The organism is Lutimaribacter marinistellae, from assembly GCF_042648365.1.
Classification (GTDB): domain Bacteria; phylum Pseudomonadota; class Alphaproteobacteria; order Rhodobacterales; family Rhodobacteraceae; genus Lutimaribacter_A; species Lutimaribacter_A marinistellae.
In genome coordinates this window covers 1-23,565 of sequence record NZ_JBHRXI010000015.1, presented here as the reverse complement: position 1 = coordinate 23,565, position 23,565 = coordinate 1, and the positions used below count along the sequence as shown (strand labels likewise).

The following is a 23,565-nucleotide window of genomic DNA, read 5'->3' as shown; positions in this document are numbered from 1 at the left end:
GGTTTTACCGAGGAGTGGCCTGTAGAACGTCAAGCCCAAGGCCGGGTCAGGCTTTAGCGACGCTTCGCTCCCAACGTTCTTTCCAAAGAGATTTCTTTCCGGCCTGACCAATTTCCAGATGAGCGATTGCGCGACAAACTCCCTCTGTCTGATCGGACCGTAGGGTGCCTGGACCACTTTTCGTACCGCTCTTCACGACCTCGTGCAGACGCCCAGTTGTGCAGATTGGCGCTAGACGGGTACCGGGAAAGACCTTGGGACGAGTCCGGATTGGAACCAGTTCACGAAGCTCTGGATCGAAAAGACCGGCAAGCCGACCGCTGCCCTGATGGCAGGGGCATAGGGAACCATATTTGTGCACTCCAGCACCAAGGCCCCAATGTCGGGATGCGCTGTGACAAGCGCCTTTGCCGCGTCGACATTGTCCGCCCTGGCGGCCTCTAAATCAAGTTCCAACTCGTTCCCGAGAATGGCGCGGGTGAATTCCCTCAGCCCCTCGGTCGACCCAACCGGCGTTCCGGCGGGTACGTTCGCAGCTCGCAGATGCTGCTCGGTCAGGGTAGTGCCCGAAATCGTCAGGATTCCGCAACGTTTGCCCGGAGGGAGTGTCGCGTTCACTAGGTTCACTTGCATCAGCGACGAGGCCGCGACAGGCACGTTGACCGCTGCTGAAAGCTCTTCCTGAAACAGTGAAAGAAAGCCGCAATTCGTGGTAATTCCATCGACACCCGAGGCCACGAGGTCCCTGGCCGCATCTACAAAGGCAGGCAGCAGGCCCGTGGCGCCCTGACGCACCACGAGATCGGGCGACGCGTTGCGAACCACACGGTACTGGACCGGAAAGTCCCATGTCAGCGCGTTGCCCATGTCGCCCGGGATCCGGGGAAACCGGGCCTCGAGCATCAGTATCCCCACGGACGCGCCGTAGACGGGTTTCCCCCCCTGCACTTTCATCGACATCTCCCTTTCACGGACACGGCCCATGATTGACGCGCCTCGGAGCGTTTTCCAAGATGCCTTGGCTGAAAGAAGATACATCGCCGGGCTGAAACTCGCGTAACCGCCGCTGACAGGGCCGCCTCGGTTTCAGAGCGGATCGCGTGACCTGGCCGCGTCATCGACGGCCATTGCCGCCATGCGCGGAACAACCTGATCGAGGAATTGCCGCCCGATGGCCGAAAGCGGCCGGTCGGTTGCCGTGACAACGACGATATCGAGCAGGATCGAGGGCTCGAACCGCCGCACAACATAGCCCGAGCGGTCATCGGATCTTAGGGTGAAGGGGTCGATCAGCGCGGCGCCAAGCCCCTGCTTCACCAAGTTCAGAGCGTTGAGGAAAAGGTCAGTGTGGCTACGAATGCGGAACCGTGCTCCCTCGGAATGAAAAGCCTCGCGCAGGCGCCGGCTCACCATGTGGTCCGTCCCCATCACGATGAAGGGATACCCGTCAAGCAGTCGTGGCGTAAGGGTTTCGTGGCGCGCCAGATCACTATCCGCAGGCAGTGCACAAAGTGTTTCGAAGTGGAAGTGCTGCTGTGTCAGCCCCTCTTGCCGGACCGGCATTTCGCAGATCCCGATTTCGAAAAGGCCCGCGGTCACCCATTCCTGGATCTTTCCGGAATACTGCGACTGAAAAGCGATGGTGAGGTTCTTCCTGTCTTTGCTGAACTCGGCGATTTCGGACGGCATGAAACCGAAGGCCAGCGCGTGATTGGTCGCCACTTGCAGTTGACCCGCTTTCTGGTTCTGCAAATCGAAAACCGCTTGATTGACGTGGTCCAGACCACGCACGACCGTATCGATCTCGTCGAACAGTACCGTCGCCTCGGGCGTCGGGACCAGCCGCCCCCGCGTACGCTCGAATAGCTTCAGCTTCGTACGGCGTTCGAGTTGCGCCAGCAGGTTGCTGATCGCCGGCTGAGAAATCCCCAGATGCTCCGCCGCGGCGGTGACGGTACCCCGCTGGATGATCGCGTGAAATGCCTGAAACTGTCGAAAGGGCGTAGACATGACCATTGAGTATCACAAAAACTTATGGTCTCGCAAAATCTTAGTATTGGAAATGATGCCATTCCGGCGGCAGTCTTTCCCTGAGAGGATTACCCACCATGTCGGATCTCAATCAGATCATCGTTGGTTATGATCTTTGGTACCTGAAGCTGCCCGTTGTTTCCGCGCGTGATCACGGTATCGGGCGCGTCAGCGGCAGCTGCGAAGTGATCGTTTTGCGCCTGCGGACGGAAGGGGGCATCGAGGGTTTTGGCGAGGCATCGCCATGGTCCGTCTTTACCGGCTCACCCGAGGCGAGTTTTGCCGCGCTGGATCGATACATCCGGCCTTTCGTCATCAACCGAAAGGTAAGCGAGCGCACCGCGATCATGGCCGACGCAAACCGTGCCGTTGCGCATTGTACCGAGGCCAAAGCGGCGCTCGAGGCAGCATTGCTCGACCTCGAAGGGCGGGTTTCATGCCAGCCCGTATACGCCCTGCTCGGCGGCAAGCATTGCGACACGATCCCGCTTTCGGTGTCGCTTGCCGATCCGGACTGGTCGTCGGACCGGGCTCTGCTGATGCGACTTCGCGAGGATGGCGTCCGCCTCGTCAAGCTCAAAACGGGGTTTGCAGGCCACGGCTTCGACCTGATGCGCCTCGAAGAGCTTGCGCGCGATTTCCCCGACCTTGCGGTCCGGGTCGATTATAACCAAGGCTTGGCGCCCGAAGATGCCTTGGCGCAGGTCCGCGAAGTTACCACCTTTCGCCCGGATTTCATCGAGCAGCCCGTTGCCGCGCCGCTTTACGACCTGATGGCCGAAATCCGTGCGGCGATCGACGTGCCTCTTCTGGCCGATGAAAGCGTCTTTGGCCCCGAGGACATGATCCGAGCCAGCCGCGAGGAGATATGCGACGGGGTCTCGATCAAGATCATGAAGTCGGGCGGCCTTCTACGCGCGCAGGAAACTGCGGCTATCGCGGCCGCGAACGGCCTGACGGCTTATGGCGGAGACATGTTCGAAGCAGGCCTCGCCCATCTGGCGGGCGCACATATGGTGGCGGCGACACCAGCAATTTCACTTGGCTGCGAGTTTTACCAAGCGCGGTATTTCCTGCGAGACGATATCCTTGAAGAGCCGTTCCCCTGCACCGGCGGTGTCGTGCGGCTGCCCGATGCTCCGGGCCTCGGAATCCGGCCGGATGTCGGCAAACTGGATCACTACAGCCAGGAAAGGACCAAGGTCGCATGAGCGAGTCGCAAAAAACCGTTGCGGTGATCGGCGCGGGCATTGTCGGGGTGTCGACCGCGATCTGGCTGCAGCGCGACGGGCACAAGGTGATCCTGATCGACCGCGAAGGCCCAGCGGCAGGCGCGAGCCACGGAAACGGTGGGGTTCTGGCCTCATGCTCGATCATTCCCGTGACCACACCGGGCCTCTTGGGCAAGGCACCCAAAATGCTTCTCAGCCCGGACCAGCCGCTGTTTCTGAAATGGGGATACCTGCCAAAGCTGCTTCCCTGGCTTGTGAAGTATTTGCGCACGGCGAACGCCGAAGATGTCCGCAAACGCGCGGCAGCCCTTTCATCGATCATAGGCGACAGTCTCGCCGATCATCAGGCCTTGGCAGCGGGCACGGGGGCCGAACGCTGGATCGTGCCCTCCGATTACCTGTTTCTCTACAATGATCGCAGCCATTACGAGGGCGACGCCTTCGGCTGGTCGGTGCGCAAAGAACACGGCTTCGCCTGGGACGTGCTTGAGGGCGATACGTGGCGCGAATACGATCCCGTGTTCGGACCAGACATCAATGTCGCGGCGCGCCTGCGCAATCACGGTCGCATCAGCGATCCGGGCGCCTACGTCAAGGCGCTTGCCGCACATGCGCAAAGCGAGAGCGCACGTTTCATCAAGGCCGAGGTCGAAGACATAGCCCGGGAAAACGGCCGGTTGACCGGAGTCCGCGCCGGGGGCGAGACCATCGGCTGCGACGCCGCCGTATTGGCAACCGGGGCGTGGTCGGCACCACTGGCGGAGAAGTTCGGTTTCAAGGCACCGCTCGAAAGCGAACGCGGGTACCATCTGGAATTGTGGGAGCCTTCGATCATGCCCCGGTCACCGGTAATGGTCGCCTCGGGGAAATTTGTCGCCACACCGATGGAAGGCCGCCTGCGCCTTGCCGGCGTGGTGGAATTCGGCGGGCTCGACGCCGCGCCCTCGCGCGCTCCGTTCCGTCTTTTGGAGAAGAACATCCGGGCTGCGATCCCGGGCCTGACGTGGGAAAAGACAGTCGAATGGATGGGCCATCGCCCGTCCATGGCCGACTCGATTCCCGTTATGGGCGAGGTTCCGGGACTTTCGGGGGCCTTCACGGCCTTTGGCCACGACCATGTCGGGCTGACCGGCGGGCCGAAAACAGGGCGAATCCTGTCCCAATTGATTTCGGGTAAGCGACCTAACCTTGATCTGACCCCATATTCCCCTGCACGTTTCATGACGTGAGGGCAAACACCAGGCAGAAAATGCCAACACAACCAGGGAGACTGACATGAAAAAGATGACAACACTCTTGGCCACGGCGGCGACCACAGCGGCGCTTGCAGCGCCCGCCACCGCCGAGAAATGGGATATGCCCATGGCCTATTCCGCCAGCAACTTTCATTCGGCCACCGGTGCCGAATTCGCCAAATGCGTAACCACCGGCACCGGCGGCGAGATCGAGATCGTGACACATCCGTCAGGCTCGCTCTTCCCCGGGGCGCAGATCAAGCGCGCGATCCAAACCGGCCAGGTTCCCATTGGCGAAAGGCTTTTGTCCGGACATCAGAACGAGAATGCGCTGTTCGGCTTCGACTCCGTGCCGTTTCTGGCAACCTCTTTCGACGACAGCGCAAAGCTGTGGGAGGCGGCCAAGGAACCTATGACCGAGCTTCTCGCAAGCCAGAACCTCACCCTGCTTTACTCGGTGCCTTGGCCGCCACAAGGGCTCTACTTCAAGAACGAGGTGACGTCCGTTGCCGACATGGAAGGCATCAAGTTCCGCAGCTACAACAACGCGACCTCACGGCTCGCCGAATTGACCGGAATGCTGCCCGTTACCATCGAAGCCGCGGAAATCAGCCAGGCCTTCGCCACCGGTGTTGCCGATGCGATGGTGTCGTCGGGCTCCACCGGCTATGACCGGAAGGTCTGGGAATCGCTGAACTATTTCTACGAGGTCGATGCCTGGCTGCCACGCAACTATGTCATGGTGAACAGCCAGACTTGGGAAGGCGTGTCCGAGGCGAACCAGAACGTCATCCGAGGCTGCGCGGAACTGGCGGAATACGCCGGCAACTGGCGGTCCAAGGAATACACCAGTTTCACGCTTCAGGGCCTGCGCGACGGCGGAATGACCGTCGGCCCCGCAAGCGAGCAGATGGTTAACGAGCTGAAGGAAATCGGCGTCACCATGACCGACGAATGGCTCGAATCCGCTGGCGAACAGGGTGCTGCAATCGTCGAGGCCTTCAAGGCCATGCAATAATCACTTGCTGCGGGCTGCCCGCTCTGGGCTGCCCGCACTTTCACCGGCACCAAAAAAGACAAGGGGGACGGGATGGCCGCGCTCAGGGGGCTTCGCTCCGCACTTGATTTCACCTACTTGGCGGCAGGGGTTCTCGCCTCGCTCTGCCTGATCGCCATTCTCGTGCTTATCGTTCTTCAGATGCTGGCCCGGTGGATCGGCGAAGTGGCGCCCGGCATCCCCGAATACGCAGGCTATTTCATGGCAGCGGCCTCATTTCTTGCCTTCGCCAACGCGCTCAATCGCGGCAGCCACATTCGGGTATCAATCCTGCTGAACGCGGTCCCCCCGCATATTGCCCGCTGGATCGACGTGTGGTGCTTCGCGATCGGTACGGCGGTGATGTGGTACGTGGTGTATTACGGATGGCGGTTCGTGAATTTCTCGATCATGATCAATGACATCAGCCAGGGACAGGATCGTACGCCCCTGTGGATCCCCCAGTCTTTCATGCTGCTCGGCGCCGTCATCATGGCCATCGCGCTGACCGATCACCTGATCCACCTGCTCTTTGACGGCAAGCACCGGATCCAACGCGACCTCGTCGATCAGAGCTTTGGGGAGTAGGATCATGGAAGACTTCTCGATCATCATCCTGTTCCTGTTCGTACTTTTCCTGCTGCTAGGCACCGGGGTCTGGGTCGGGCTTGCACTGATGGGTGTCGCCTGGGTCGGCATGGAGCTTTTCACCACGCGCCCTGTCGGGGATGTCATGCTGACCACGATCTGGTCGGCCTCCTCGTCCTGGACGCTGACCGCCCTGCCCCTGTTCATCTGGATGGGAGAGATCCTGTACCGGACAAGGCTGAGCGAGGATATGTTCAAGGGCCTCAGCCCCTGGATGGCCGCCCTGCCGGGGGGCTTGGTGCATACCAATATTGTCGGGTGTACCGTGTTCGCCGCGGTTTCAGGCTCGTCCGCCGCCACCCTGACGACGGTTGGCAAGATGTCGATACCCGAACTGCGCAGGCGCGAGTATCCTGAAAGGATGATCATCGGCACGCTGGCAGGTGCGGCAACGCTCGGCCTGATGATACCGCCCTCGCTCACGCTGATCGTTTATGGGGTGACCATCAACGAGAGCATTTCGAAACTGTTCTTCGCGGGTGTCCTGCCGGGACTGGTTCTTGCGAGCATGTTCATGGCTTATGTGGCGATTTCCAGCCGGCTGTCCAAGTCGTGGAACCCAACGCCGGAGCCGCCGATGAGCCTGAGCGAACGGGTCGCGAATTCCCGCTTCCTGATCCCGGTCTTCCTGCTGATCTCTGTGGTGATCGGCTCGATGTATCTCGGCTTCGCCACCGCGACCGAGGCTGCGGCATTCGGCGTGATCGGTGGCCTCGTGCTGGCGGCGAGCCAAGGCTCTCTCAACTGGAAGACCTTCACCGAAAGCCTGATGGGCGCCACCCGCACCAGTGCCATGATTGCGCTGATCCTTGCCGGTGCGGCGTTCCTATCGCTATCGATGGGCTTTACCGGGCTCCCACGCGGGCTGGCCGATTTGATCGCCCAATGGGAACTGACCCGTTTCGAATTGCTGATGGTGCTGCTCCTCTTCTACATCATTCTAGGTATGTTCCTCGACGGTATCTCGTCGGTGGTGCTGACGATGGCTGTGGTCGAACCCATGGTCCGCGAGGCCGGGATCGACCTGATCTGGTTCGGCATTTTCATCGTCGTGGTGGTCGAAATGGCGCAAATCACTCCGCCGATCGGTTTCAACCTCTTCGTCCTTCAGGGAATGACCAGCCACGAAATGGGATTCATCGCACGGGCAGCATTCCCGATGTTCCTGATCATGGTGTTGATGGTTTTCGTCCTGATCGTCTTTCCGGAACTGGCGACATGGCTGCCGGACAACATCCGGCAAGGGCCGGGATGAGGAGCTTGGCAGAGTATTATCATCCTTGCTGAACTTCGCGGCCCGCCACGGCAAAAGGTGCCTGTTTATTGGACTCGTCATCGGACTGTCCTTTCCCGCCCTCGCACAGCAGGTAAAGGTCTACCTGCCGGCCCTCGTCGCGGGTCTGCTGTTCCTCGCATCATTCCGGATGAGCCCCGCCGCGCTGCTGAACGGGTTGAGGAACACGCGCCCAACATTGAGATTGGTCGCGATCTATCAGGTGGCCGCTCCTCTCGTGGCAGTTGGGCTTGTCACACTGATGGGAGTGCAAGGAACAACGGCGGCCTTTGCGTTGATCCTGATGCTCTCCGCGCCCTCGGTCACCGGCAGCCCGAATTTCGCAATCCTCATGGGACAAGAGCCTGACGGCGCTTGGCGACTTTTGGTTGTCGGCACAGCGTTGTTTCCGGTCACGGTCTTTCCGGTCCTGTGGCTGCTGCCGGAAATCGAGGATACCACAGTTGTGACGAGCGCGCTGCGGCTTGCCGCGATGGTCTTGCTTGCTTCAGGCACCGCATTTGCATTGAGGAAAGGCGTTTTTTCGAACCTTGAAGACCGGCATGTTCAGGCACTGGATGGCGCAGGTGCGATCCTTTTGGCCGTCGTGGTTATCGGGCTCATGTCGGCGGTGGGTCCGCTCCTACTGGATGATCCTCTGCGGTTTCTCGCGTGGCTGGGCTTCGCCTGCTGCGTGAATTTCGGCCTGCAACTCCTGGCTTGGTCAACCATCGGCAGAACCGTATCACACGCTGAAAGGGCGGGCGTCAGCATCGTTGCGGGCAACCGCAACATCGCGCTCTTTCTCGTCGCCCTGCCGCCTGCGACGACAGATGCGTTGCTAGAGTTCATCGGCTGCTACCAGATCCCGATGTATTTGACGCCGGTCTTCATGGCAGCGATCTACAATCGGGCGCATCGACATCCGTGACCCGACAGTGTTTCGTCTCGCACGCGACCCATAACCCGGGATCGGGCTTGAGGAAGCACACGCCTCCGATAGATCGTAGTTGTTTGGGCGAATTGTATATAATAGCGTCAATCCCATGAGGTCCCTGAACGAAGCTACGCTTTACGACGCTTTGCGGCGCGACATCCTGAACGGTGTCTTTGCGCCCGGTGATCCACTCCGATTGTCCGGCTTGTCCCAACGCTACAACGTCAGCGCGACGCCCTTGCGCGAAGCGCTTTCACGGCTGGAAGAGAAACGCCTTGTCGTTGCCCACAGGAATCGCGGCTGGCAGGTGGCGCCCATTTCGCTCGCAGAGCTGGAGGATATTGCGGCAGCCCGGCTGGGGCTTGAGGAGATGATGACCGCCGAGGCCATCGACCATGGCGATCTGGAGTGGGAGGCAGGTATCGTCGCTAGCTTTCACCGCTTGAGCCAGACCGACATGGCCCTGACGGGCGATGCATCCGACCGGCTTGCCTGGCGCGACGCCCACGATGCCTTTCACCATGCCCTGCTTGCCTCGGTGCGATCCAGACGGCTGCGCCAGACCTACGGCGATCTCATCGAAGAAATGCAACGCTACCATGATGTGACGATCTACGCGGCACGTCCTGTTCTGCCCGAAGATGGAACACTGAATGCGGTGCATTCACTGGATGCGCATGCAGGCCTGCGCGACGCGTTTCTCGGGCGCGACACCGCGCGCGCACAAAAGCTAATGCGTGACCATGTAAACAACACACTGGTCGTCTACCGGTCGGCGACTCGCAAACAAGACACAAAGACCGGTGCCAACGCGACATGACAGCAGAGAGGAAATCACCATGAAAAAGACAGTTCTGGCCGCGGTGGCCGTCCTGACAGCAGGCCTTTCTTCGGCAGGTTGGGCGGAAACCCTGCAGGTGGGCGCCTACCCCTCGAACCCGCCATGGGAATTCAAGAACGAGCAGAGCGAATTCGAAGGGTTCGAAGTAGACGTGATCCGCGAAGTGGCCAAGCGCAACGGCTGGGAGGTCGAAATTCAGGACCTCGGCTTTCAGGCTCTTTTTGCGGCCACCAGTTCAGGCCGAATCGACGCGGCCATCAGTTCGATCACCATCACCGCCGAGCGACTGCAGAACCAGGCCTTTACCCAGCCCTACTATGACGCCGCACTGGTCATGGTCACCTCGACAGATGGCCCTGAAACGCTTGCCGAACTTGAAGGCGCAACAATGGGCGGCCTCGCCTCCTCGACCGGCGAGACGTGGATTCAGGAAAACACCGGGGACTACAAGTTCGGCGATTACAAGAGCTACCCGGCGCAACAGAACCTGCTGCTCGACATCGTGAATGGCCGCGTGACCGCCGGCGTATCGGACTATCTCGGCGTGGCCTTTGCCGCCGAACAGATGGAGGGGCTGAAGATCGCGGAACGCATCCGCACGGGGGAGCAATACGCGATCATGATGCCCAAAGGGTCCGACAAGCTCGAGGCCGTTAACGACGCCATTTCAGCCATGAAGGAGGATGGCACCATGGCGGCGCTTTACGAAAAATGGATCGGGGGCACGCCGGTCGAAGGGTCCTCGACCATCACGGTCACGGACATTCCCAAGCCCTGATTGCACGATCTTTGACCCAGCGGGCGCCTTTTGGGGCGCTCGCTTTTTTGACACCACCTTGCGCCGCCGGAGGCCGACCACGTGGATTTCTTCGATACGTTTCTGAACTGGCCGGTCATGGTCAGGGTTTGGCCGATGCTGGTCAGGGGCATCGCGAATACCTTCGCCCTGGCGACGGCGACGCTGATCATTGGGTCGATTGCGGGCGTGTTGATATGCCTTGTCCGCCTTTACGGGCCAAAGCCGCTGCGTTGGCTGGCAATTGCCTATATCGATGTGTTCCGCGCCCTGCCGATCCTCGTTCTGCTTGTCCTTGTATATTACGCCCTGCCCTTCGTCGGTATCCGGCTGAATTCCTTCTCGGCCGCGGTCCTGTCCTTGTCGCTGGTGCTTTCGGCCTTTACGGCCGAGGTCTTTCGCTCGGGGATACAAGCGATTCCGAAAGGTCAGATCGAAGCTGCCGAGGCTTTGGGCCTGCCATTCCACGTGACCGTCTGGAAAGTCATCCTTCCGCAGGCCATTCGGATCGCGATTCCGCCGCACACATCGAATTCGGTGGCGATCGCAAAGGACACCTCGCTGGCATCAGTTGTCGCCATGCCCGACCTGCTGAAACAGGCAACTGACGCGCAGGCCCTGACGGCAAACCCCTCCCCGTTGATCGCAGCGGCGATCATGTACCTGATCGTTCTGCTGCCCGCTGTGCGCCTTGTCGCGGTTCTGGAACGCCGCTTCGCGAAATCGGACGTCAGATGACCCTCACAGCAGTTCGCCCAATGCCGCGTCCAACGCCTCAACGTCCTCACGCGTCGTGATGATCCCCGGCGAAAACCGCAGAACCTGGCTGCGGTTGTCGCAGACGATCCCGCGCTCAAGCAGTGATGCGACCAAGGCACCTGCATCCCGGTCGGGCCGCAGTGTGGCCATGACACTGCCGCCGCGCTCCTTCGCTGCGCGCGGTGAGGCCAGCGACAGGTCGTGACGGTCCATTACGCCGATCAGGTCGTCGCTTAGCGCGTATGTGTGCTGTGCAAGCGCGCCATGCTCCTGTTCGGAATGCCAACGAAGGGCGGGCAATGCCGCCACGTTCGGCAAAGCCGCCGGTGTACCATGGTCAAAGCGCCGGGCATCGGGCGCATATGAGAACCGGGTGATGTCCCAGTTGAAGGGATCGGGCTGGCTAAACCAGCCGCGCAACTCGGGCTCTGCCCGCTCGATCAGTTCGGGTCGCATGTACAGCATGCCAGCCCCCGGCGGACCGCACAGCCACTTCAGAGATGTCGAAACCGCGAAATCGCAGGGTGTTTTCTGCACGGAAAACGGCAGCAGGCCCGCGCCTTGCGTGATGTCCACGCCGATCACACTTCCCATCTCGCGGCCATGCGCGACCAGCGCATCGAGATCGCATCGGTAGGACGAGGTGGAGGTGATCCAGGTCAGCAAGGCAAGGCCGACATCCTTGCCCCAGGCACCAAGCATGTCTTCGCTGCGCACCCATGTTTCGCCCTGTCGTATCGGCACGGTATCCAGGGTGAAGCCAAACTTGTCCGCAAGACCTGCCAGCAGAAAATGCAGCGACGGAAAACAGTCGGCCGCGACAAGCAAGCGCTTGCCGCGCAATATCTCGGGCGGCAATGCCCCCAACACGCTATGAAGCGCCTGCGTCACGTTCTCGGACGCCGTCAGGCTTCCCTCTGGCGCCTCGATGAGGTTTGACCAGAGCGAAACATACTCTCCGCGCGCCTGCATCAGATGTTGCCACTGGGTATTTGTCTCGGCTGACCAATAGCCTGCGAATTCCTGAAGCGCTTCGGACAGCGCCGCTTCCTTGCCCGGATATTGCCCGATGGAGTGGTAGTAAAAATAGGCCATCAGACGTCCCCCCGCAGTGACATGCCGGGCAACATGACTTCCAGCAGCTCGATATCGTCAGAGGCATTGGCATACCGGGTCCGCATCCCCGGCGGAATGACAAAAGCATCGCCCTCGGTCAACTCGGTCGGGTCGTGATCCTCGGCTTCCAGCCGCATCGTACCTGCCATGACAAAGGTAAAGTGGATATCGGCATCATGCTCAGCCCATTCACTCGCCCCTTCGCCCCGTCGCAGAACCTGCACCCCGGCGACGCCCTTGGTGTTACCGGCAATCGTCGTGTCCCGCGCAACAAACCCCGCCAGGCGATGCGGGTACCACGAGGCTTCGCCCCCCACGTTGTGGACAAAGCGTTGCCCGTCCCACTCGCGCTCCGGACGGTGATGCGGTGTGGGCAGGGTCATCTCGTGATCGATCTCGGTGACATGCTCGGCCGGAACACCGATTTCGATCACCTCGATTCCATCGCTGGCCTCGAGTACGCGATGGCGGATCTCGGGCGGCTGGATGAAGCAATCCCCACGATGCAGACGGATCGGCCCGCCTTGATCCTCGTAGACAACGTCGACCCATCCCGCGATGCAAAAGATCAACTGGAACCCGACCTTGTGGAAATGCACCATGTCGGGGACAGGGCCGCCATCAGGGATGCGAATATGGCTTGCGATGATCGACCCGCCCAGCCTGTCGGGGATCAGGTCGCGATACTGCATCCCTGCCCGCCCGACGACCCATGGCGCCTGGTCTTTCAGCCGACGAACGGCGAAACCGTGCCGCGTTTTCGGCAGGACAAGCGGTGGGTTCAGCTGCTCGATTTCGACGCGCGTGCCATTCGGCGCGGTCAATTCGCGTTGCCCCTCGGCAAAGGCATCGGGATCGTCGGTCAGTAAACGGATGACGCCCGGCTCTCCCTCTGCTTCCCTGTCGATGCGTACCCTCAGCCCGTGTCCAGAAAAGACAGCTACAGACGGGTTATCGGCGGGATAGATCATATCCATCCGCATGCCCAACGTACCTGTATAGAACGGGATGTCATCGCGCAGTTCCCGCGTGGGAAGTACAATCTCGGCACGAATCTCGGACATGCGGCCTCCAGAAAAATCGAATGTGATCCGAAATATCATATACGATCTTGGCGCAATGCCGCAACGCCGTTAGGCTCTACTCACGAAGAGGAGTAAGTCATGAACAGCAAAACGGCGATCGTAACGGGCGCAGCGGGTGGAATGGGACGGGCCATCTGCGCACGCCTGCTGGATGACGGGTTACAAGTGGCGGGTTTTGATCGCGATGCAAACGGGCTGGACGGCATGGCGCGAGAGGGGTTCCTGCCTTGCCCGCTCGACCTGACCAACCCCGATGCGATTGCGCCCGCCGTGGCCCGCGTTGCAGATCATTTCGGCGGGCTGGACGTGCTGGTCAACAATGCCGGAACCTGCTTCATGTCCGAGTTTCCGAACATCCCGGTTCAGGAATTCGAAGACCAGATGGCGCTCAACTTCTCGGCTGCGTTTCACTGCTGCCAGGCGGTGGTGCCGCTCTTGCTCGACCGCGACGGGGTCAAGAAGATCGTCAATATCTCCTCCAACGGGGCCTACAATTTCGATGTCTTCGACCCTCCGCATTACCGGGCGTCCAAGGCCGCGCTGGACAACCTGACCAAGGACCTCGCCCGCAGGTTCGCCCGCGACCGCATCGCCGTGAACTCCATCGCCCCGGCGATGACAGAAACACCGCTTTTCAATGTCGTCAGCGAAGAGGTTCTGGCCGAGGCCATCGCCCAGATGCCGCATGGCCGCGCCATGAAACCCGAAGAGGTCGCGGCCTGGGTGGGCTTTCTGATCTCTCCCGCCGGCGACATCTCGAGCGGAAATGTCATTATCCTCAATCAGGGCCGGGATGTGCGCTAACCATAATGATCCGGCACTTTTCTCAGCGTCGCCCATTGTTCCGGGCAATGACCGTAGATTACGAACGCATCGCGCTCTGCGGCCAATTCCATCAAGCGCGCCGCGCTTGCAATGGCCGCTTGCGGGTCAGGCGCGGTGTCAAACCGCTCGTCTATTTCGGCGGGCCTGGAAATCGCGTCAGAGGTCAGCAGAACCGCACCCGTCTCGGGCAGATCGACAAGCATCGCGATTTGGCCCGGCGCGTGGCCCGGCGCCATCACTATCTCGAACCCCGGACCGATCCTGACGTCACCCTCAAGCACAACGTATTCGCGCTCCGGCCAGTCCAGCGGGCGCCGCTGCCCCCAGTAGAGCGGCTTCGGCAAGGCGCGTTCGGCGGCACTGATGACCATCGGGGCCTGAACGAAGTCGCCAATCGCGCCGACATGGTCGATGTGCGTATGGGTCAGGATGAACAGATCGATCTGATCGGCGTCTATCCCGGCCTTGGCGATCTGTGGACGGGGCAACTGATCCGGGCGGCACTCGATCACTTCCCCGAACTCGAACAGTCGATCCTCCTGCGTGGCGCGTTCGGCATTCTCGGCATACTTCGCCGGAAATCCCGAGTCGATCAAAACCCGTTCATTGGCATCGGTCTCAACGAGATATCCGCAGATGCCGATGACCCTGCCGTTCGCGTGCACCTTGAACAGACCGAAATCGAGAACGCTCAGCCGCGCGGGCCGACCTTTGAGCAATCGCATGTCGCGCATTCTGCCCCTCCATCGTCTTTCGCCGGAGCCTTGCAATGAAAGTCAGGATACACAAGCTTTTCCAGAACCTGCTCGACTCGGTCGCCGCCGAACCGGAGGCAGTTGTCGGGTTTTCTAATGCCGTTCCACAAAAGCTGGGCACCTTCCTCGCGGATCTGGATCCGGACCTTCCGCTGGATTGGAACGGCCGAGATTTCCGGGGTCTTCCCGAACTGCGCGGCCATGTGTTGCGGCAAGCCGGCCTCGAAAACCTCTGTCAGCTGGAGGATGTTCTGATCACCGCCGGAGCGGCCGAAGCCAACTACCTTGCAATAAGGCAGCTGGTCGATCCCGGCGATCGCGTGGTGACCGAAGGGCCGGGCTGGCCGCAAGTTGGCGTGCTGACAGACGCAATAGGTGCCGAACTCGTCACCGTGCGCCGTCGGGATGAAGAGGGTTGGACCCTGCCGCTTGACGAGTTGCGTACTGCTGTCACCCCCGACACGCGTCTGATTTTCCTAAGCAATCCCAACAACCCGACCGGGCGCCTCTTTCAGCCGGATGAACTGACCGAGATCGTCGATATCGCACGTTCAGTCGGCGCTTGGCTGTTGATCGACGAGGTCTATGCCGGGCTTGAATGGGACGCGCCGCGTGCCGCCAGCGTGGCCGGGCTCTACGAGCGCGGAATCACCACCGGCAGCGTTTCCAAGGCTTTGGGCCTTCAGGGGTTGCGGACCGGATGGCTGATTTGCCGGGATAAGTCTGTCGTGATGGATGCGGTGATCCTGCGTGAAAACTCCAGCGAGATCATGAACATCATGGGCGAAGTTCTGGCTGAAATCGCGTTGCGCCCTGACCGCTACGCCGCGGCGATCGGCCGTGCACGACGGGATGGGGCTGCCAACCTGAAGACGCTCGACAAATTCGTCGCATCGCATCCCGGTTTGAGCTGGCACCGGCCGCAGGCCGGATTGATTGGCTTGGGCCGGCTGGAAAATGGCGGTGACAGCGACGCATTTGCCAGATGCCTGCTGAACCCGCCCTATCGTACCTTCATCCTGCCCGGAAGCGCCTATGGCGAGCCGCGTCATGTCCGCTTGGGTGTTGGCGGCGGGGCCGACGTCAACCTGAACGAGGGCCTTAACCGAATGGCTGCGTTGTTGACGAACTGGAACCAAGATCAGGCTTGAATCTGCCTTCTATCGTAACTCTCCGTCGCTCACGGCCCGAGAATATCCGCGAGCTTGAGCCTCTGGATTTTGCCTGACGGCCCTTTCGGCAATTCGTCCATCACATGAATCCTGTCGGGCGCCTTGAACCGACCAAGTTTTTGGGTGCACAGGTCCATCAAGTCGCCCGGTTTTGTTGCGCAATCTTGCTTCAGCCGCACGGCGGCTTCAACCGTCTCTCCATACCGGTCACTCTTCCGGGCAAAGGCAGCCGCCTCTATGACGTCGGGATGGGCATAAAGCGCTTCGTCGATCTCTCGCGGAGCGATGTTTTCACCACCCTTGATGATCAACTCCTTGAGCCGCCCCGTCACGAAAACGTATCCTTCGCCATCCATGCGCGCCAGATCACCGCTGCGAAGCCAGCCGTTGCGAAAACACTCCGCCGTCGCCTCGGGGTTTTTCAGGTACCCTTCCATCACGTTCGGTCCACGAATGACAATCTCGCCCTCCGTGTCCGTCGCAACGCGGTTTCCCCTGTCATCCTGAATCTCGACCTCACATCCAAACTGGATACCCGGAGACCCTATCTTGCGCGTTCCTGGTGGAAGCGGATTCGACAGTATCTGCGCCGCAGTTTCAGTGAGGCCCATGGTCTCGACAAGCGGAACGCCAAAACGCGCTTCGAACGCCGATTGTGTTTCGATTGCCAGGGCCGACGAGGCGGAGCGTCCGAACCGCAGGTGCGCACGGGTCTGCGCATCCGGTTCGGCGTCGCCGTGCAGGAGATGCGAAATGATCGTCGGCACCGCAGAAAACCAGGTCACCTTGCATTTGCCAGCCTGTTCCCAGAAGCGCGAAGCCGAAAAGCGAGAGACCATGGCCAGCGACCCGCCGGACACGAGCGATCCCATCACTGTCACGCAAAGCCCGTTGATGTGATAGACCGGCAGCACGCAGAACCCGCGATCCGCCTCGTTCAGCTCATGCGCGATGGCCGTCGTCCAACCACCGGCCAAGAGGCTGGAATGACTATGCAACACCCCCTTTGGCCGCCCGGTCGTGCCGGAAGTGTACATCAACAGCGCATGATCATTTGGATGCAGCTCATGAAGCTCGACTTTCCCGCTTGGGCCGGTTTCGATGATTTCGATGCCGGTTTCGTTGGCGGCGTCGAATGTCTCGCGGCAATCGGCATGAACGAAGGCAAAGCGCGCCTCGCAATGTGACAGCGCAAAAGCGATTGCATCGCGACCGGCGGCAAGGTTGATCATCGTGGTACGGAAACCACCCACCAGCGTTCCGTAAAGGGCGACGATACCTTCGCGGCTATTCGGTGCCACGATCGCGATGCTTTCGCCCTTGCGAACGCCTTTACGTGTCAGGAGACGGGCAAAGGCGAACGCTTCATCGCGAAGCTCGGCCCATTTTATCTGCGAGCCGGTCTCGGGGAAAACGACAGCCACACCGCCCAAATCGGCGCGATGCGTCAGCCAATCGCGAACCGTGCCCTCGGGCGGCGTGCCGGGTGACAGCTTCATCGACCGGCCACATCCCAGTAGTTTCCGAATATCTCGTCCAGAGTCGGTTCCCGCGCGGGTATCTCGCGCACGATTTTCGTCGATTGCAGGAAGTGCTTCCAGTGAACGTTTTCGTCCACCGCGTTCCCACCCCAGCTGCCGCAGCCCATCGACAGCGAAAACGGCATGCCGTTGGTAAATGCTCCCCCTGTCGCAAAGGTATGCGCCTGGTTCACGATCACCCGGCTGGTCGGGATCTCGCGCGCAAGTCGCATGGGCCGCGCCTGCTCATTGGTATGCAAGCCGACGGAATGGCCAGCCCCCTGGTGCATCTGGATCTCGCGCGTGATTTGAACCGCCTCGTCGAAATTCGCCGCATGATACAGTGCCAGAACGCGGCTGAGTTTCTCGCCGGAAAGCGGATGATCCGAACCGATGCCACTGGTCGGCACGGCGATGTACTCGGTGCCTTCCGGAACCTTGCCAGCCAGTCCCAAGGCAGAAATCATCTTGTCGGCGTCCTGCGCGATTGCCGCGCGGTTGAGGTGGCCGTCAGGCCATAGGGCGGAGACAACGAGGTCTTCGTCCTCGATCACCGCGCCGCCGGTCACGCTTAGGGCCTCGAGAAAGGCATCCTTCACCGCATCGACGACCACCACCGAGTTTTCCGAGGAACAGGAAGTGGCATTGTCGAACGTCTTGGAGGCGCGGATCTTTTCGGCGGCATCCAGAAGATCGGCGGTTTCGTCAACGATCACCGTCACATTGCCCGCCCCGACAGCGACAGCGGGAGTCCCTGCGGTCTGCGCACGGTGCACGTTGTTCTGACTTCCGGTTGCCACGATCATGTCGCAGTTTTCCATCAGCCTTTGCGTCTTTTCCTTTGACCCCGGTGCGGGAACCATCAACACAAGGTCCGGGTCTTCACCGATCTTTGCGAACTCCGCATGGATGAACGCGATCAGGCGCTCGCAGCTGGCAACCCCTTTGGGGGATGGCGCGACGACGATCGCATTGCCGCATTTCAATGCGTTGATGATGTTGTTCGCCGGTGTCGCAGCCGGGTTCGTCGAAGGCACGATCGCCCCGACGACACCCTTGGGTCGCGCGATTTCGGTGATACCCGTGGCTGCATCATCGCGGATCACCCCGAAGGTCGCCACGCCCTTAATGTCACGCAGCAGGCCCAGTGTCTTGCGATGGTTCTTGATGATCTTGTCCGGCACGTTGCCAAGGCCCGTCGTCGCGACGGCCAGTTCGGCAAGCTCCCGGTTCCGGTCGGGCTCCATGATGGCCCAGCCGGCTGCCTCGGCCGCGCGATTGTAACGTTCCTGGCTCCCCTCCGCCTCGTAGCGGCGCTGCGCAGCGCGCGCGCGGGCGATAATCATGTCCAGCTCGGCAATCGGATCGGGGGCATTCATCGTGTCACCTTTCAAGTCTGCGGGGCGCGCAGGTGACCCTGAGCGCCCCGGTCCGTGTCACAGGCCGGCGAGAAGATCCTTGAGTGTTTCCTCGCGCGCCTTCCACATCTCGATGACCTCGTCGCGGGTCATGACATGCATCGGGCTTCCGCCCGCGTCCATCTTGCCTTTCACGCGCTTGTTCTCGAACATCGTCGGCACGATCTCGGCCAGCTTGTCAATGATTGGTTGCGGCGTTCCCTTGGGCACCATGACCCCGCGAAAGTTGACGCTGGCATTGTCGATGTCAAAGCCCTGTTCCTTCATCGTCGGAACATCGGGAAGGAAATCGTTCCGTTCGAGGTCGAAAACGCCCAGGATTTTGACATTGCCCGCTTCACGCGCACGGAAAGCATCGGACAGGTTGTTGACCCCTCCCAGGACCTCCCCGGCGATCACGGCCTTCATGGCTCCGGCCCCGCCCGCGTTATTGGGAATATAGGCAAGCTTCACGCCCGCCGCCTTTTCGAGTTGCAGGGCCGCGATGTGATGTCCCACGAACAGTCCCGCCCCCGAGAAGGTGAGACCGCCGGGATTTTCCTTTGCGTAGTTCACGACATCCTGCATCGAGTTGAACTCGCTATCGGCGGCAACGACGAACACCGCCGGATCGGCCCCCCAGTTGGCGATCGGTTCGAAACTGTCGGCACCGTATTCGACCCCGCCTTCGATCGACTGGGCGATGAAATGCGGAATGTTATAGGCGCCCAGGGTGTAGCCGTCGGCCTCGGCCTGCGTGGCGAACCAGTTCCAACCGACACGCCCCCCGGCGCCCGGCTTGTTGATGATCGCGATGGGCATCCCCAGCGCATCCTCGTTGCCGGCCGTCATGGTCACGATACGCGCCTGGAAATCGGTCGCACCGCCCGCGCCATAGCTGACCATCAGCATCAATGGACGTTCGGGGTAATTCTCGTGGCCCTCGGCCACGGCGGCACCTGTAAGGCCCATTAGCGCAATGGACGCGGCTGCAATCAGTTTTTTCATTTGGTCCTCCCTTGGATGAATGCTCTGCCGCTATTGCGGTTCAGAAGAAAATCTCTCGCGGCGTAAAGACGTTCAGCACGATCGCGAAGAGAAAATACATCACGGCCAGAAACCCGGCCGTGATGACGATACGTTTGATCCAACTATTGAGCTCGCCATGGGGCGCGGGATCGTAAAGGGTCAGAAGAATGAATAAGGTTATCGTCGAGGCCGTGTAAAAGCCCAGCGTCTCAGCGGCCCAGAAAACGAAGACCAGCGATACGATCAGTCCGGGCAGGATGTTCGCCACCGCGCTTGTAGTCAGCCCCAGACCGACCTTAGTCTTGCCAAGCAGCGCTTTTCCAAAGGTCCAGAGGGCCAAGACGACGAAAACGGTCGAAATGATACGGGGAAACAGGAAGGCGCGTGCCGGCTCTGACGTGAAGCTGACATAGGCCACATACACCCCGACCGCGGCGACCATCCCGCTGGCCACGATATGCTGGCTGCGTGGTAGGCCGGTCATGTCGCCGCCTCCTCCTGGGCGACGGCATCTTCCTTGGTCGTGTAGCGGCGGCTGCGCAGCTCCATCCAGACCGAGTAGGCGATGGACGCCACGACCACCGCGATCAGGACCATGTTCAGAAGTCCCGTGAAGAAATACGCGCCGATGCTGGATGTCGCCGTCGCGATCATGGCGCCCTGCACGAAGTTTGCCTCGGCAATCGGGCCGAGGATAAGGCCAAGTACCAGCGGCGCCGCCGAAAAGCCGAACCGTTCCAGAAAGAACATGCCGGTTCCGAGCGCCATCATGACATATACGTCGCCCATCGAATGCTGGACCGAGTAGCTGCCGAAAACGGCAAGGCCCAGCACGATGGCCGCCATGACCGCGTTGGGCACGCGCGCCACCCGCGCAGCCAACCCCGCGACATACAAGCCGAAGATACACATCAGGATCTGCCCGACCAGCATCGAGTTGATGAATGTCCAGGCCACGCCCGGGTAGTTGTCGAACAGGTCGCTTCCCGGAAAAATCCCGTGGATCAGCAATCCGCCCAGCAAAACGGCCGCCGTGGGCGAGCCAGGAATTGACAAGGTCAGTAGCGGGACGAGCGATGGCCCCACCATGGCGTTGTTTGCACTTTCCGCGGCGATCACGCCTTCGCTGTGACCTTTGCCGAAGCTGTCACGCTCGGGGCTCATCTTGCGTGCCTGATCATAGGCGACAAGCCCGGCGATCTGTCCTCCGACACCGGGGATCAGGCCGATGACCGACCCTGAAAGGGTACCGATCACCAGCGCCCGAGAGCGGCGGAACACCTCGCGCACTGCGTCGGCGATCGGGTGCCGCTCGACCGTGATGACCTCGGCATCCAGCCGCTGACGTCCCTTCGCAAACATCGAGATCACCTGCGGGATCGCGAACAGACCGATAAGCGCCGGGATCACGTTTATGCCCCCCGATACGCTCGGATGAAAAATAAAGCGTTGGGCGCCCATGATGTCATCGAACCCGATGGTCGACAGCCAAAGGCCGATGCATCCGGCCAGCAATCCCTTGACAACAGAACTCGAGTCCAACGAACCGATGACCGTCACGCCAAGAATAGCAAGCCAGAACAGGTGCGAAGGACCGAACGCAAGCGCCCATTGCGCCAGCAGCGGAGTGAGGAAGATCAGAAGGAGCACACCGAAAACACCGCCGACCGCCGAGGCGACAAAAGAGAGTTGCAACGCGCGCGCGCCCTGCCCTTTTCGGGCCATTGCATGTCCGTCCAACGTCGTGGCTATGTTCGCAGGTGCACCGGGGATCTTGAGCAGGATGGCGCTGACCGCCCCACCCGCCACCGTGGACGTGTAGGCCGCCCCCAACAGGATAAGGCCCTGCGTGGGGTCGAGCTTGAACGTGAACGGGATCAGCAGCGCCACCGCCATCGTCGGAGACAGACCAGGCGTCGCCCCTAGGATCAGGCCACCAATGGTGCCGATCATCAGAAGGCCGAAATTGATGGGCGTGAACACATCCCCGAAATAGGCCAGGAACTCCAATCCGCGTCCTCCCAACGCCTCCGGAATCCGGGGTCAGCGTAATGAGTTATCCGGGAAAGACAAACGTTTTCCTAGCCCTGCCGCGCTCGGTTCCCGGCCACTCCGGCAAGGCGCACCAATGACCGAGGCGCGTTTGCAGGTTTCGTTATCGGCGGGGCCAACGGCCAGTTTTGGCCGATTGCCGAAAGTTTCCGAAAGTTACCCTTACGGAATTTCGATCTGCGGCTAAACTGCTTACGCATTTATTTTTGTTGGTTGGAGGGAAGACTCATGGCGATCAATACAATTGGAAATGTAACTGGTACATACACCATTACCGACGGCGCCGGCACGGTTCAAAGTTATCTGTTATACGATTATGCCGAAATCATCGCATCTGGCGCAGGGATTGACAGCAATCTTGTCGCGGATTCACTGGAACTCATCATTCTCGGCCAGATTTATGCCGGCACCTACGGAATCGATGCACAGCACAATACGAATGTCGATATCCAGATCGACCGGGATGCCGCCATCCGCGCACTGCAATACTCGGGGATCTATGTCGAAACCAGCGCTGCAAGCTTCATTCTGAACGATGGCGACGTCGTAGGTGAGAATGCCGGCATCAAGACCTGGGGCGCTTCCGAGTCCGTCATCATCAACAACGGCTCGATCACCCAGACGGATCAGGACAGCTCGCAGGACGCAGCCGTCCGCATGCAGGATTCCGGAACAGGCTCCGCAAGGCTGATCAATACCGGTCGCATTCATGGCGAAAGCAATGGCGTCGTGATCTGGGGCGAAGGGCGTGACGTGGATGTCGAGAACTACGGCATCATCACGGGTCGCAGCTACGGCTTGTCGATCGATGCCACGAACACGAACGAGATCGTCAATCACGGCACGGTCTCGGGTGAATGGGCGATGCGCTTCTTCGGATATGACGAGTCCTGGAGCGGCGCGACCACGACCCGCATCTTCAACTCGGGCACCGTCGAGGGTGTCGGCAACACCGCAATCCAGTTCTATTCCGCTTATGCGGGCCAAAGCTGGACGGCCGCGCTTTTCCTTGAAAACAGCGGTGAAATCCTTGGCGATATCCAGGTCGACCAGGGGGGCAACCGCGATGACACCATCATCAACTCTGGCCTGATCGTCGGCGAAACCCGGCTGCTGGGTGGCGATGACTACGTGCAGAACAGTGGCGAGATCGTAGGCTCCATGGACCTCGGCTGGGGCGAAGACCGCTTCGAGAACACCGGGTTGATCACGATGACGATTCAGGCCGGCAACAACAACGATGTCGTGGTCAATACCGGCACGGCGGGCGCAGTCTCTCTCGGTTCCGGCGACGATACCTATGACGGACGCGGTGGCCATGTCACCGGTATCGATGGGTATCCGGGCATTCATGTCTGGGGTGGATCCGGCAACGATCTCTTTATAATCGACGATGGAAGCCTGCTGATCGACGAGGACGTGGACAGCGGCAATGACACCGTGGAAAGTGCGGTCTCCTACCAGCTGGCCGACAATATCGAAGAGCTGACGCTGCTTGGTGGCGACGATATCAACGGGGACGGCAACGACCTGTCGAACCGGCTGCGCGGCAACATGGGCTCCAACCGCATGGATGGCGGCGGCGAGACCGACTACATGTACGGTCGCGGCGGCTCGGACACGATGCTGGGCGGCGATGGCGATGACTTCATCAGCGGCAACTCCGGCTGGGACATCATCCGCGGCGAGGCCGGCAACGACACCCTGCTCGGCGGCGCCGGGCGCGACGTTCTCGACGGCGGCGAGGGACAGGACCGGGCCTCCTACTACAACGCCCAGCTGACCGGCGTCTTCGCAAGCCTTCAGAACCCGGCCAACAACACCGG

The 23,565-nt window shown here is 60.6% G+C and carries 22 protein-coding genes; 12 read left to right on the top strand and 10 right to left on the bottom strand.

Annotation, left to right across the window (positions count from 1 at the left end; translation table 11 throughout):
* Positions 1–231 precede the first annotated feature (231 nt).
* Both ACFORG_RS13645 and ACFORG_RS13640 read right to left on the bottom strand, forming a co-directional pair.
* Positions 232–954 (bottom strand): aspartate/glutamate racemase family protein, encoded by a 723-nt coding sequence (locus ACFORG_RS13645; RefSeq protein WP_386736091.1) that lies wholly within the window; start codon positions 952–954, stop codon positions 232–234.
* A 132-nt stretch (positions 955–1,086) separates the two neighbouring features.
* Positions 1,087–2,010, bottom strand: coding sequence for a LysR family transcriptional regulator (locus tag ACFORG_RS13640; protein WP_386736090.1), 924 nt, complete (start codon positions 2,008–2,010; stop codon positions 1,087–1,089).
* 98 nt (positions 2,011–2,108) lie between these two features.
* Here ACFORG_RS13640 and ACFORG_RS13635 point away from each other — a divergent pair, with 98 nt between their 5' ends.
* The 9 genes from ACFORG_RS13635 to ACFORG_RS13595 all read left to right on the top strand — a co-directional run bounded on the left by ACFORG_RS13635 (position 2,109) and on the right by ACFORG_RS13595 (position 10,767).
* The gene (locus ACFORG_RS13635; protein WP_386736089.1) at positions 2,109–3,242 is read left to right on the top strand and encodes an enolase C-terminal domain-like protein; all 1,134 of its coding nucleotides are present in this window, start codon (positions 2,109–2,111) and stop codon (positions 3,240–3,242) included.
* On the top strand, positions 3,239–4,492 hold the full coding sequence (locus ACFORG_RS13630) for an NAD(P)/FAD-dependent oxidoreductase (protein WP_386736088.1): 1,254 nt from the start codon (positions 3,239–3,241) through the stop codon (positions 4,490–4,492). The genes ACFORG_RS13635 and ACFORG_RS13630 overlap by 4 nt, the downstream gene beginning before the upstream one ends.
* Positions 4,493–4,538: 46 nt before the next feature.
* Complete coding sequence (locus ACFORG_RS13625; RefSeq protein WP_386736087.1) at positions 4,539–5,516, top strand: TRAP transporter substrate-binding protein; 978 nt, start codon at positions 4,539–4,541, stop codon at positions 5,514–5,516.
* A 72-nt stretch (positions 5,517–5,588) separates the two neighbouring features.
* On the top strand, positions 5,589–6,122 hold the full coding sequence (locus ACFORG_RS13620; RefSeq protein ID WP_386736086.1) for a TRAP transporter small permease: 534 nt from the start codon (positions 5,589–5,591) through the stop codon (positions 6,120–6,122).
* A 4-nt stretch (positions 6,123–6,126) separates the two neighbouring features.
* On the top strand, positions 6,127–7,437 hold the full coding sequence (locus ACFORG_RS13615) for a TRAP transporter large permease (protein ID WP_386736085.1): 1,311 nt from the start codon (positions 6,127–6,129) through the stop codon (positions 7,435–7,437).
* 25 nt (positions 7,438–7,462) lie between these two features.
* Positions 7,463–8,386, top strand: a complete 924-nt coding sequence (locus ACFORG_RS13610; RefSeq protein WP_386736084.1) for a hypothetical protein — start codon at positions 7,463–7,465, stop codon at positions 8,384–8,386.
* A 115-nt stretch (positions 8,387–8,501) separates the two neighbouring features.
* The gene (locus ACFORG_RS13605) at positions 8,502–9,212 is read left to right on the top strand and encodes a GntR family transcriptional regulator (RefSeq protein ID WP_386736083.1); all 711 of its coding nucleotides are present in this window, start codon (positions 8,502–8,504) and stop codon (positions 9,210–9,212) included.
* A 19-nt stretch (positions 9,213–9,231) separates the two neighbouring features.
* The gene (locus tag ACFORG_RS13600) at positions 9,232–10,011 is read left to right on the top strand and encodes an ABC transporter substrate-binding protein (protein WP_386736082.1); all 780 of its coding nucleotides are present in this window, start codon (positions 9,232–9,234) and stop codon (positions 10,009–10,011) included.
* 81 nt (positions 10,012–10,092) lie between these two features.
* Positions 10,093–10,767 (top strand): amino acid ABC transporter permease, encoded by a 675-nt coding sequence (locus ACFORG_RS13595; RefSeq protein ID WP_386736081.1) that lies wholly within the window; start codon positions 10,093–10,095, stop codon positions 10,765–10,767.
* A gap of 3 nt (positions 10,768–10,770) precedes the next feature.
* Here the strand turns inward: ACFORG_RS13595 and ACFORG_RS13590 are convergent, their stop codons facing one another.
* Together ACFORG_RS13590 and ACFORG_RS13585 are read right to left on the bottom strand one after the other, a co-directional pair.
* Positions 10,771–11,883, bottom strand: a complete 1,113-nt coding sequence (locus ACFORG_RS13590) for an aminotransferase class V-fold PLP-dependent enzyme (RefSeq protein WP_386736080.1) — start codon at positions 11,881–11,883, stop codon at positions 10,771–10,773.
* Positions 11,883–12,968 (bottom strand): cupin domain-containing protein, encoded by a 1,086-nt coding sequence (locus ACFORG_RS13585; protein WP_386736079.1) that lies wholly within the window; start codon positions 12,966–12,968, stop codon positions 11,883–11,885. Before ACFORG_RS13585 ends, ACFORG_RS13590 begins: the two co-directional genes overlap by 1 nt.
* Before the next feature lie 99 nt (positions 12,969–13,067).
* Between ACFORG_RS13585 and ACFORG_RS13580 the strand changes: the two genes are divergently transcribed.
* Positions 13,068–13,793: an SDR family NAD(P)-dependent oxidoreductase gene (locus ACFORG_RS13580; RefSeq protein WP_386736078.1), complete on the top strand. Its 726-nt coding sequence runs from the start codon at positions 13,068–13,070 to the stop codon at positions 13,791–13,793.
* On the opposite strand, the gene ACFORG_RS13575 is transcribed toward ACFORG_RS13580, so the two are convergent.
* Positions 13,790–14,548 carry an N-acyl homoserine lactonase family protein gene (locus ACFORG_RS13575; protein WP_386736077.1) on the bottom strand — a complete coding sequence of 253 codons (759 nt, stop codon included), beginning with the start codon at positions 14,546–14,548 and terminating at the stop codon, positions 13,790–13,792. The two genes, ACFORG_RS13580 and ACFORG_RS13575, sit on opposite strands and share 4 nt — an antisense overlap.
* Positions 14,549–14,583: 35 nt before the next feature.
* Here ACFORG_RS13575 and ACFORG_RS13570 point away from each other — a divergent pair, with 35 nt between their 5' ends.
* Complete coding sequence (locus tag ACFORG_RS13570) at positions 14,584–15,720, top strand: aminotransferase class I/II-fold pyridoxal phosphate-dependent enzyme (RefSeq protein WP_386736076.1); 1,137 nt, start codon at positions 14,584–14,586, stop codon at positions 15,718–15,720.
* Positions 15,721–15,749: 29 nt separating this feature from the next.
* Here the strand turns inward: ACFORG_RS13570 and ACFORG_RS13565 are convergent, their stop codons facing one another.
* Genes ACFORG_RS13565 through ACFORG_RS13545 form a run of 5 tightly spaced genes read right to left on the bottom strand, consistent with a single transcriptional unit; the run spans position 15,750 to position 21,697 of the window.
* Positions 15,750–17,240 (bottom strand): AMP-binding protein, encoded by a 1,491-nt coding sequence (locus ACFORG_RS13565; protein WP_386736075.1) that lies wholly within the window; start codon positions 17,238–17,240, stop codon positions 15,750–15,752.
* Positions 17,237–18,640, bottom strand: coding sequence for an acylating sulfoacetaldehyde dehydrogenase (sauS, locus tag ACFORG_RS13560; RefSeq protein WP_386736074.1), 1,404 nt, complete (start codon positions 18,638–18,640; stop codon positions 17,237–17,239). Before sauS ends, ACFORG_RS13565 begins: the two co-directional genes overlap by 4 nt.
* Before the next feature lie 57 nt (positions 18,641–18,697).
* A complete protein-coding gene (locus ACFORG_RS13555; protein WP_386736073.1) occupies positions 18,698–19,666 on the bottom strand; it encodes a tripartite tricarboxylate transporter substrate binding protein in 969 nt (322 codons plus the stop codon).
* Between the two features lie 40 nt (positions 19,667–19,706).
* On the bottom strand, positions 19,707–20,171 hold the full coding sequence (locus ACFORG_RS13550; RefSeq protein ID WP_386736072.1) for a tripartite tricarboxylate transporter TctB family protein: 465 nt from the start codon (positions 20,169–20,171) through the stop codon (positions 19,707–19,709).
* Complete coding sequence (locus ACFORG_RS13545) at positions 20,168–21,697, bottom strand: tripartite tricarboxylate transporter permease (protein WP_386736071.1); 1,530 nt, start codon at positions 21,695–21,697, stop codon at positions 20,168–20,170. Before ACFORG_RS13545 ends, ACFORG_RS13550 begins: the two co-directional genes overlap by 4 nt.
* A gap of 270 nt (positions 21,698–21,967) precedes the next feature.
* Here ACFORG_RS13545 and ACFORG_RS13540 point away from each other — a divergent pair.
* A partial coding sequence (locus ACFORG_RS13540) for a calcium-binding protein (protein ID WP_386736070.1) occupies positions 21,968–23,565 on the top strand: 1,598 nt, incomplete at its 3' end.

Bases quoted from the DNA above. Each gene is read 5' to 3' on its own strand.
- ACFORG_RS13645 (WP_386736091.1), bottom strand. From the start codon at position 954: ATGAAAGTGCAGGGGGGGAAACCCGTCTACGGCGCGTCCGTGGGGATA.
- ACFORG_RS13640 (WP_386736090.1), bottom strand. From the start codon at position 2,010: ATGTCTACGCCCTTTCGACAGTTTCAGGCATTTCACGCGATCATCCAG.
- ACFORG_RS13635 (WP_386736089.1), top strand. From the start codon at position 2,109: ATGTCGGATCTCAATCAGATCATCGTTGGTTATGATCTTTGGTACCTG.
- ACFORG_RS13630 (WP_386736088.1), top strand. From the start codon at position 3,239: ATGAGCGAGTCGCAAAAAACCGTTGCGGTGATCGGCGCGGGCATTGTC.
- ACFORG_RS13625 (WP_386736087.1), top strand. From the start codon at position 4,539: ATGAAAAAGATGACAACACTCTTGGCCACGGCGGCGACCACAGCGGCG.
- ACFORG_RS13620 (WP_386736086.1), top strand. From the start codon at position 5,589: ATGGCCGCGCTCAGGGGGCTTCGCTCCGCACTTGATTTCACCTACTTG.
- ACFORG_RS13615 (WP_386736085.1), top strand. From the start codon at position 6,127: ATGGAAGACTTCTCGATCATCATCCTGTTCCTGTTCGTACTTTTCCTG.
- ACFORG_RS13605 (WP_386736083.1), top strand. From the start codon at position 8,502: ATGAGGTCCCTGAACGAAGCTACGCTTTACGACGCTTTGCGGCGCGAC.
- ACFORG_RS13600 (WP_386736082.1), top strand. From the start codon at position 9,232: ATGAAAAAGACAGTTCTGGCCGCGGTGGCCGTCCTGACAGCAGGCCTT.
- ACFORG_RS13590 (WP_386736080.1), bottom strand. From the start codon at position 11,883: ATGGCCTATTTTTACTACCACTCCATCGGGCAATATCCGGGCAAGGAA.
- ACFORG_RS13585 (WP_386736079.1), bottom strand. From the start codon at position 12,968: ATGTCCGAGATTCGTGCCGAGATTGTACTTCCCACGCGGGAACTGCGC.
- ACFORG_RS13580 (WP_386736078.1), top strand. From the start codon at position 13,068: ATGAACAGCAAAACGGCGATCGTAACGGGCGCAGCGGGTGGAATGGGA.
- ACFORG_RS13575 (WP_386736077.1), bottom strand. From the start codon at position 14,548: ATGCGCGACATGCGATTGCTCAAAGGTCGGCCCGCGCGGCTGAGCGTT.
- ACFORG_RS13570 (WP_386736076.1), top strand. From the start codon at position 14,584: ATGAAAGTCAGGATACACAAGCTTTTCCAGAACCTGCTCGACTCGGTC.
- ACFORG_RS13565 (WP_386736075.1), bottom strand. From the start codon at position 17,240: ATGAAGCTGTCACCCGGCACGCCGCCCGAGGGCACGGTTCGCGATTGG.
- sauS (WP_386736074.1), bottom strand. From the start codon at position 18,640: ATGAATGCCCCCGATCCGATTGCCGAGCTGGACATGATTATCGCCCGC.
- ACFORG_RS13555 (WP_386736073.1), bottom strand. From the start codon at position 19,666: ATGAAAAAACTGATTGCAGCCGCGTCCATTGCGCTAATGGGCCTTACA.
- ACFORG_RS13550 (WP_386736072.1), bottom strand. From the start codon at position 20,171: ATGACCGGCCTACCACGCAGCCAGCATATCGTGGCCAGCGGGATGGTC.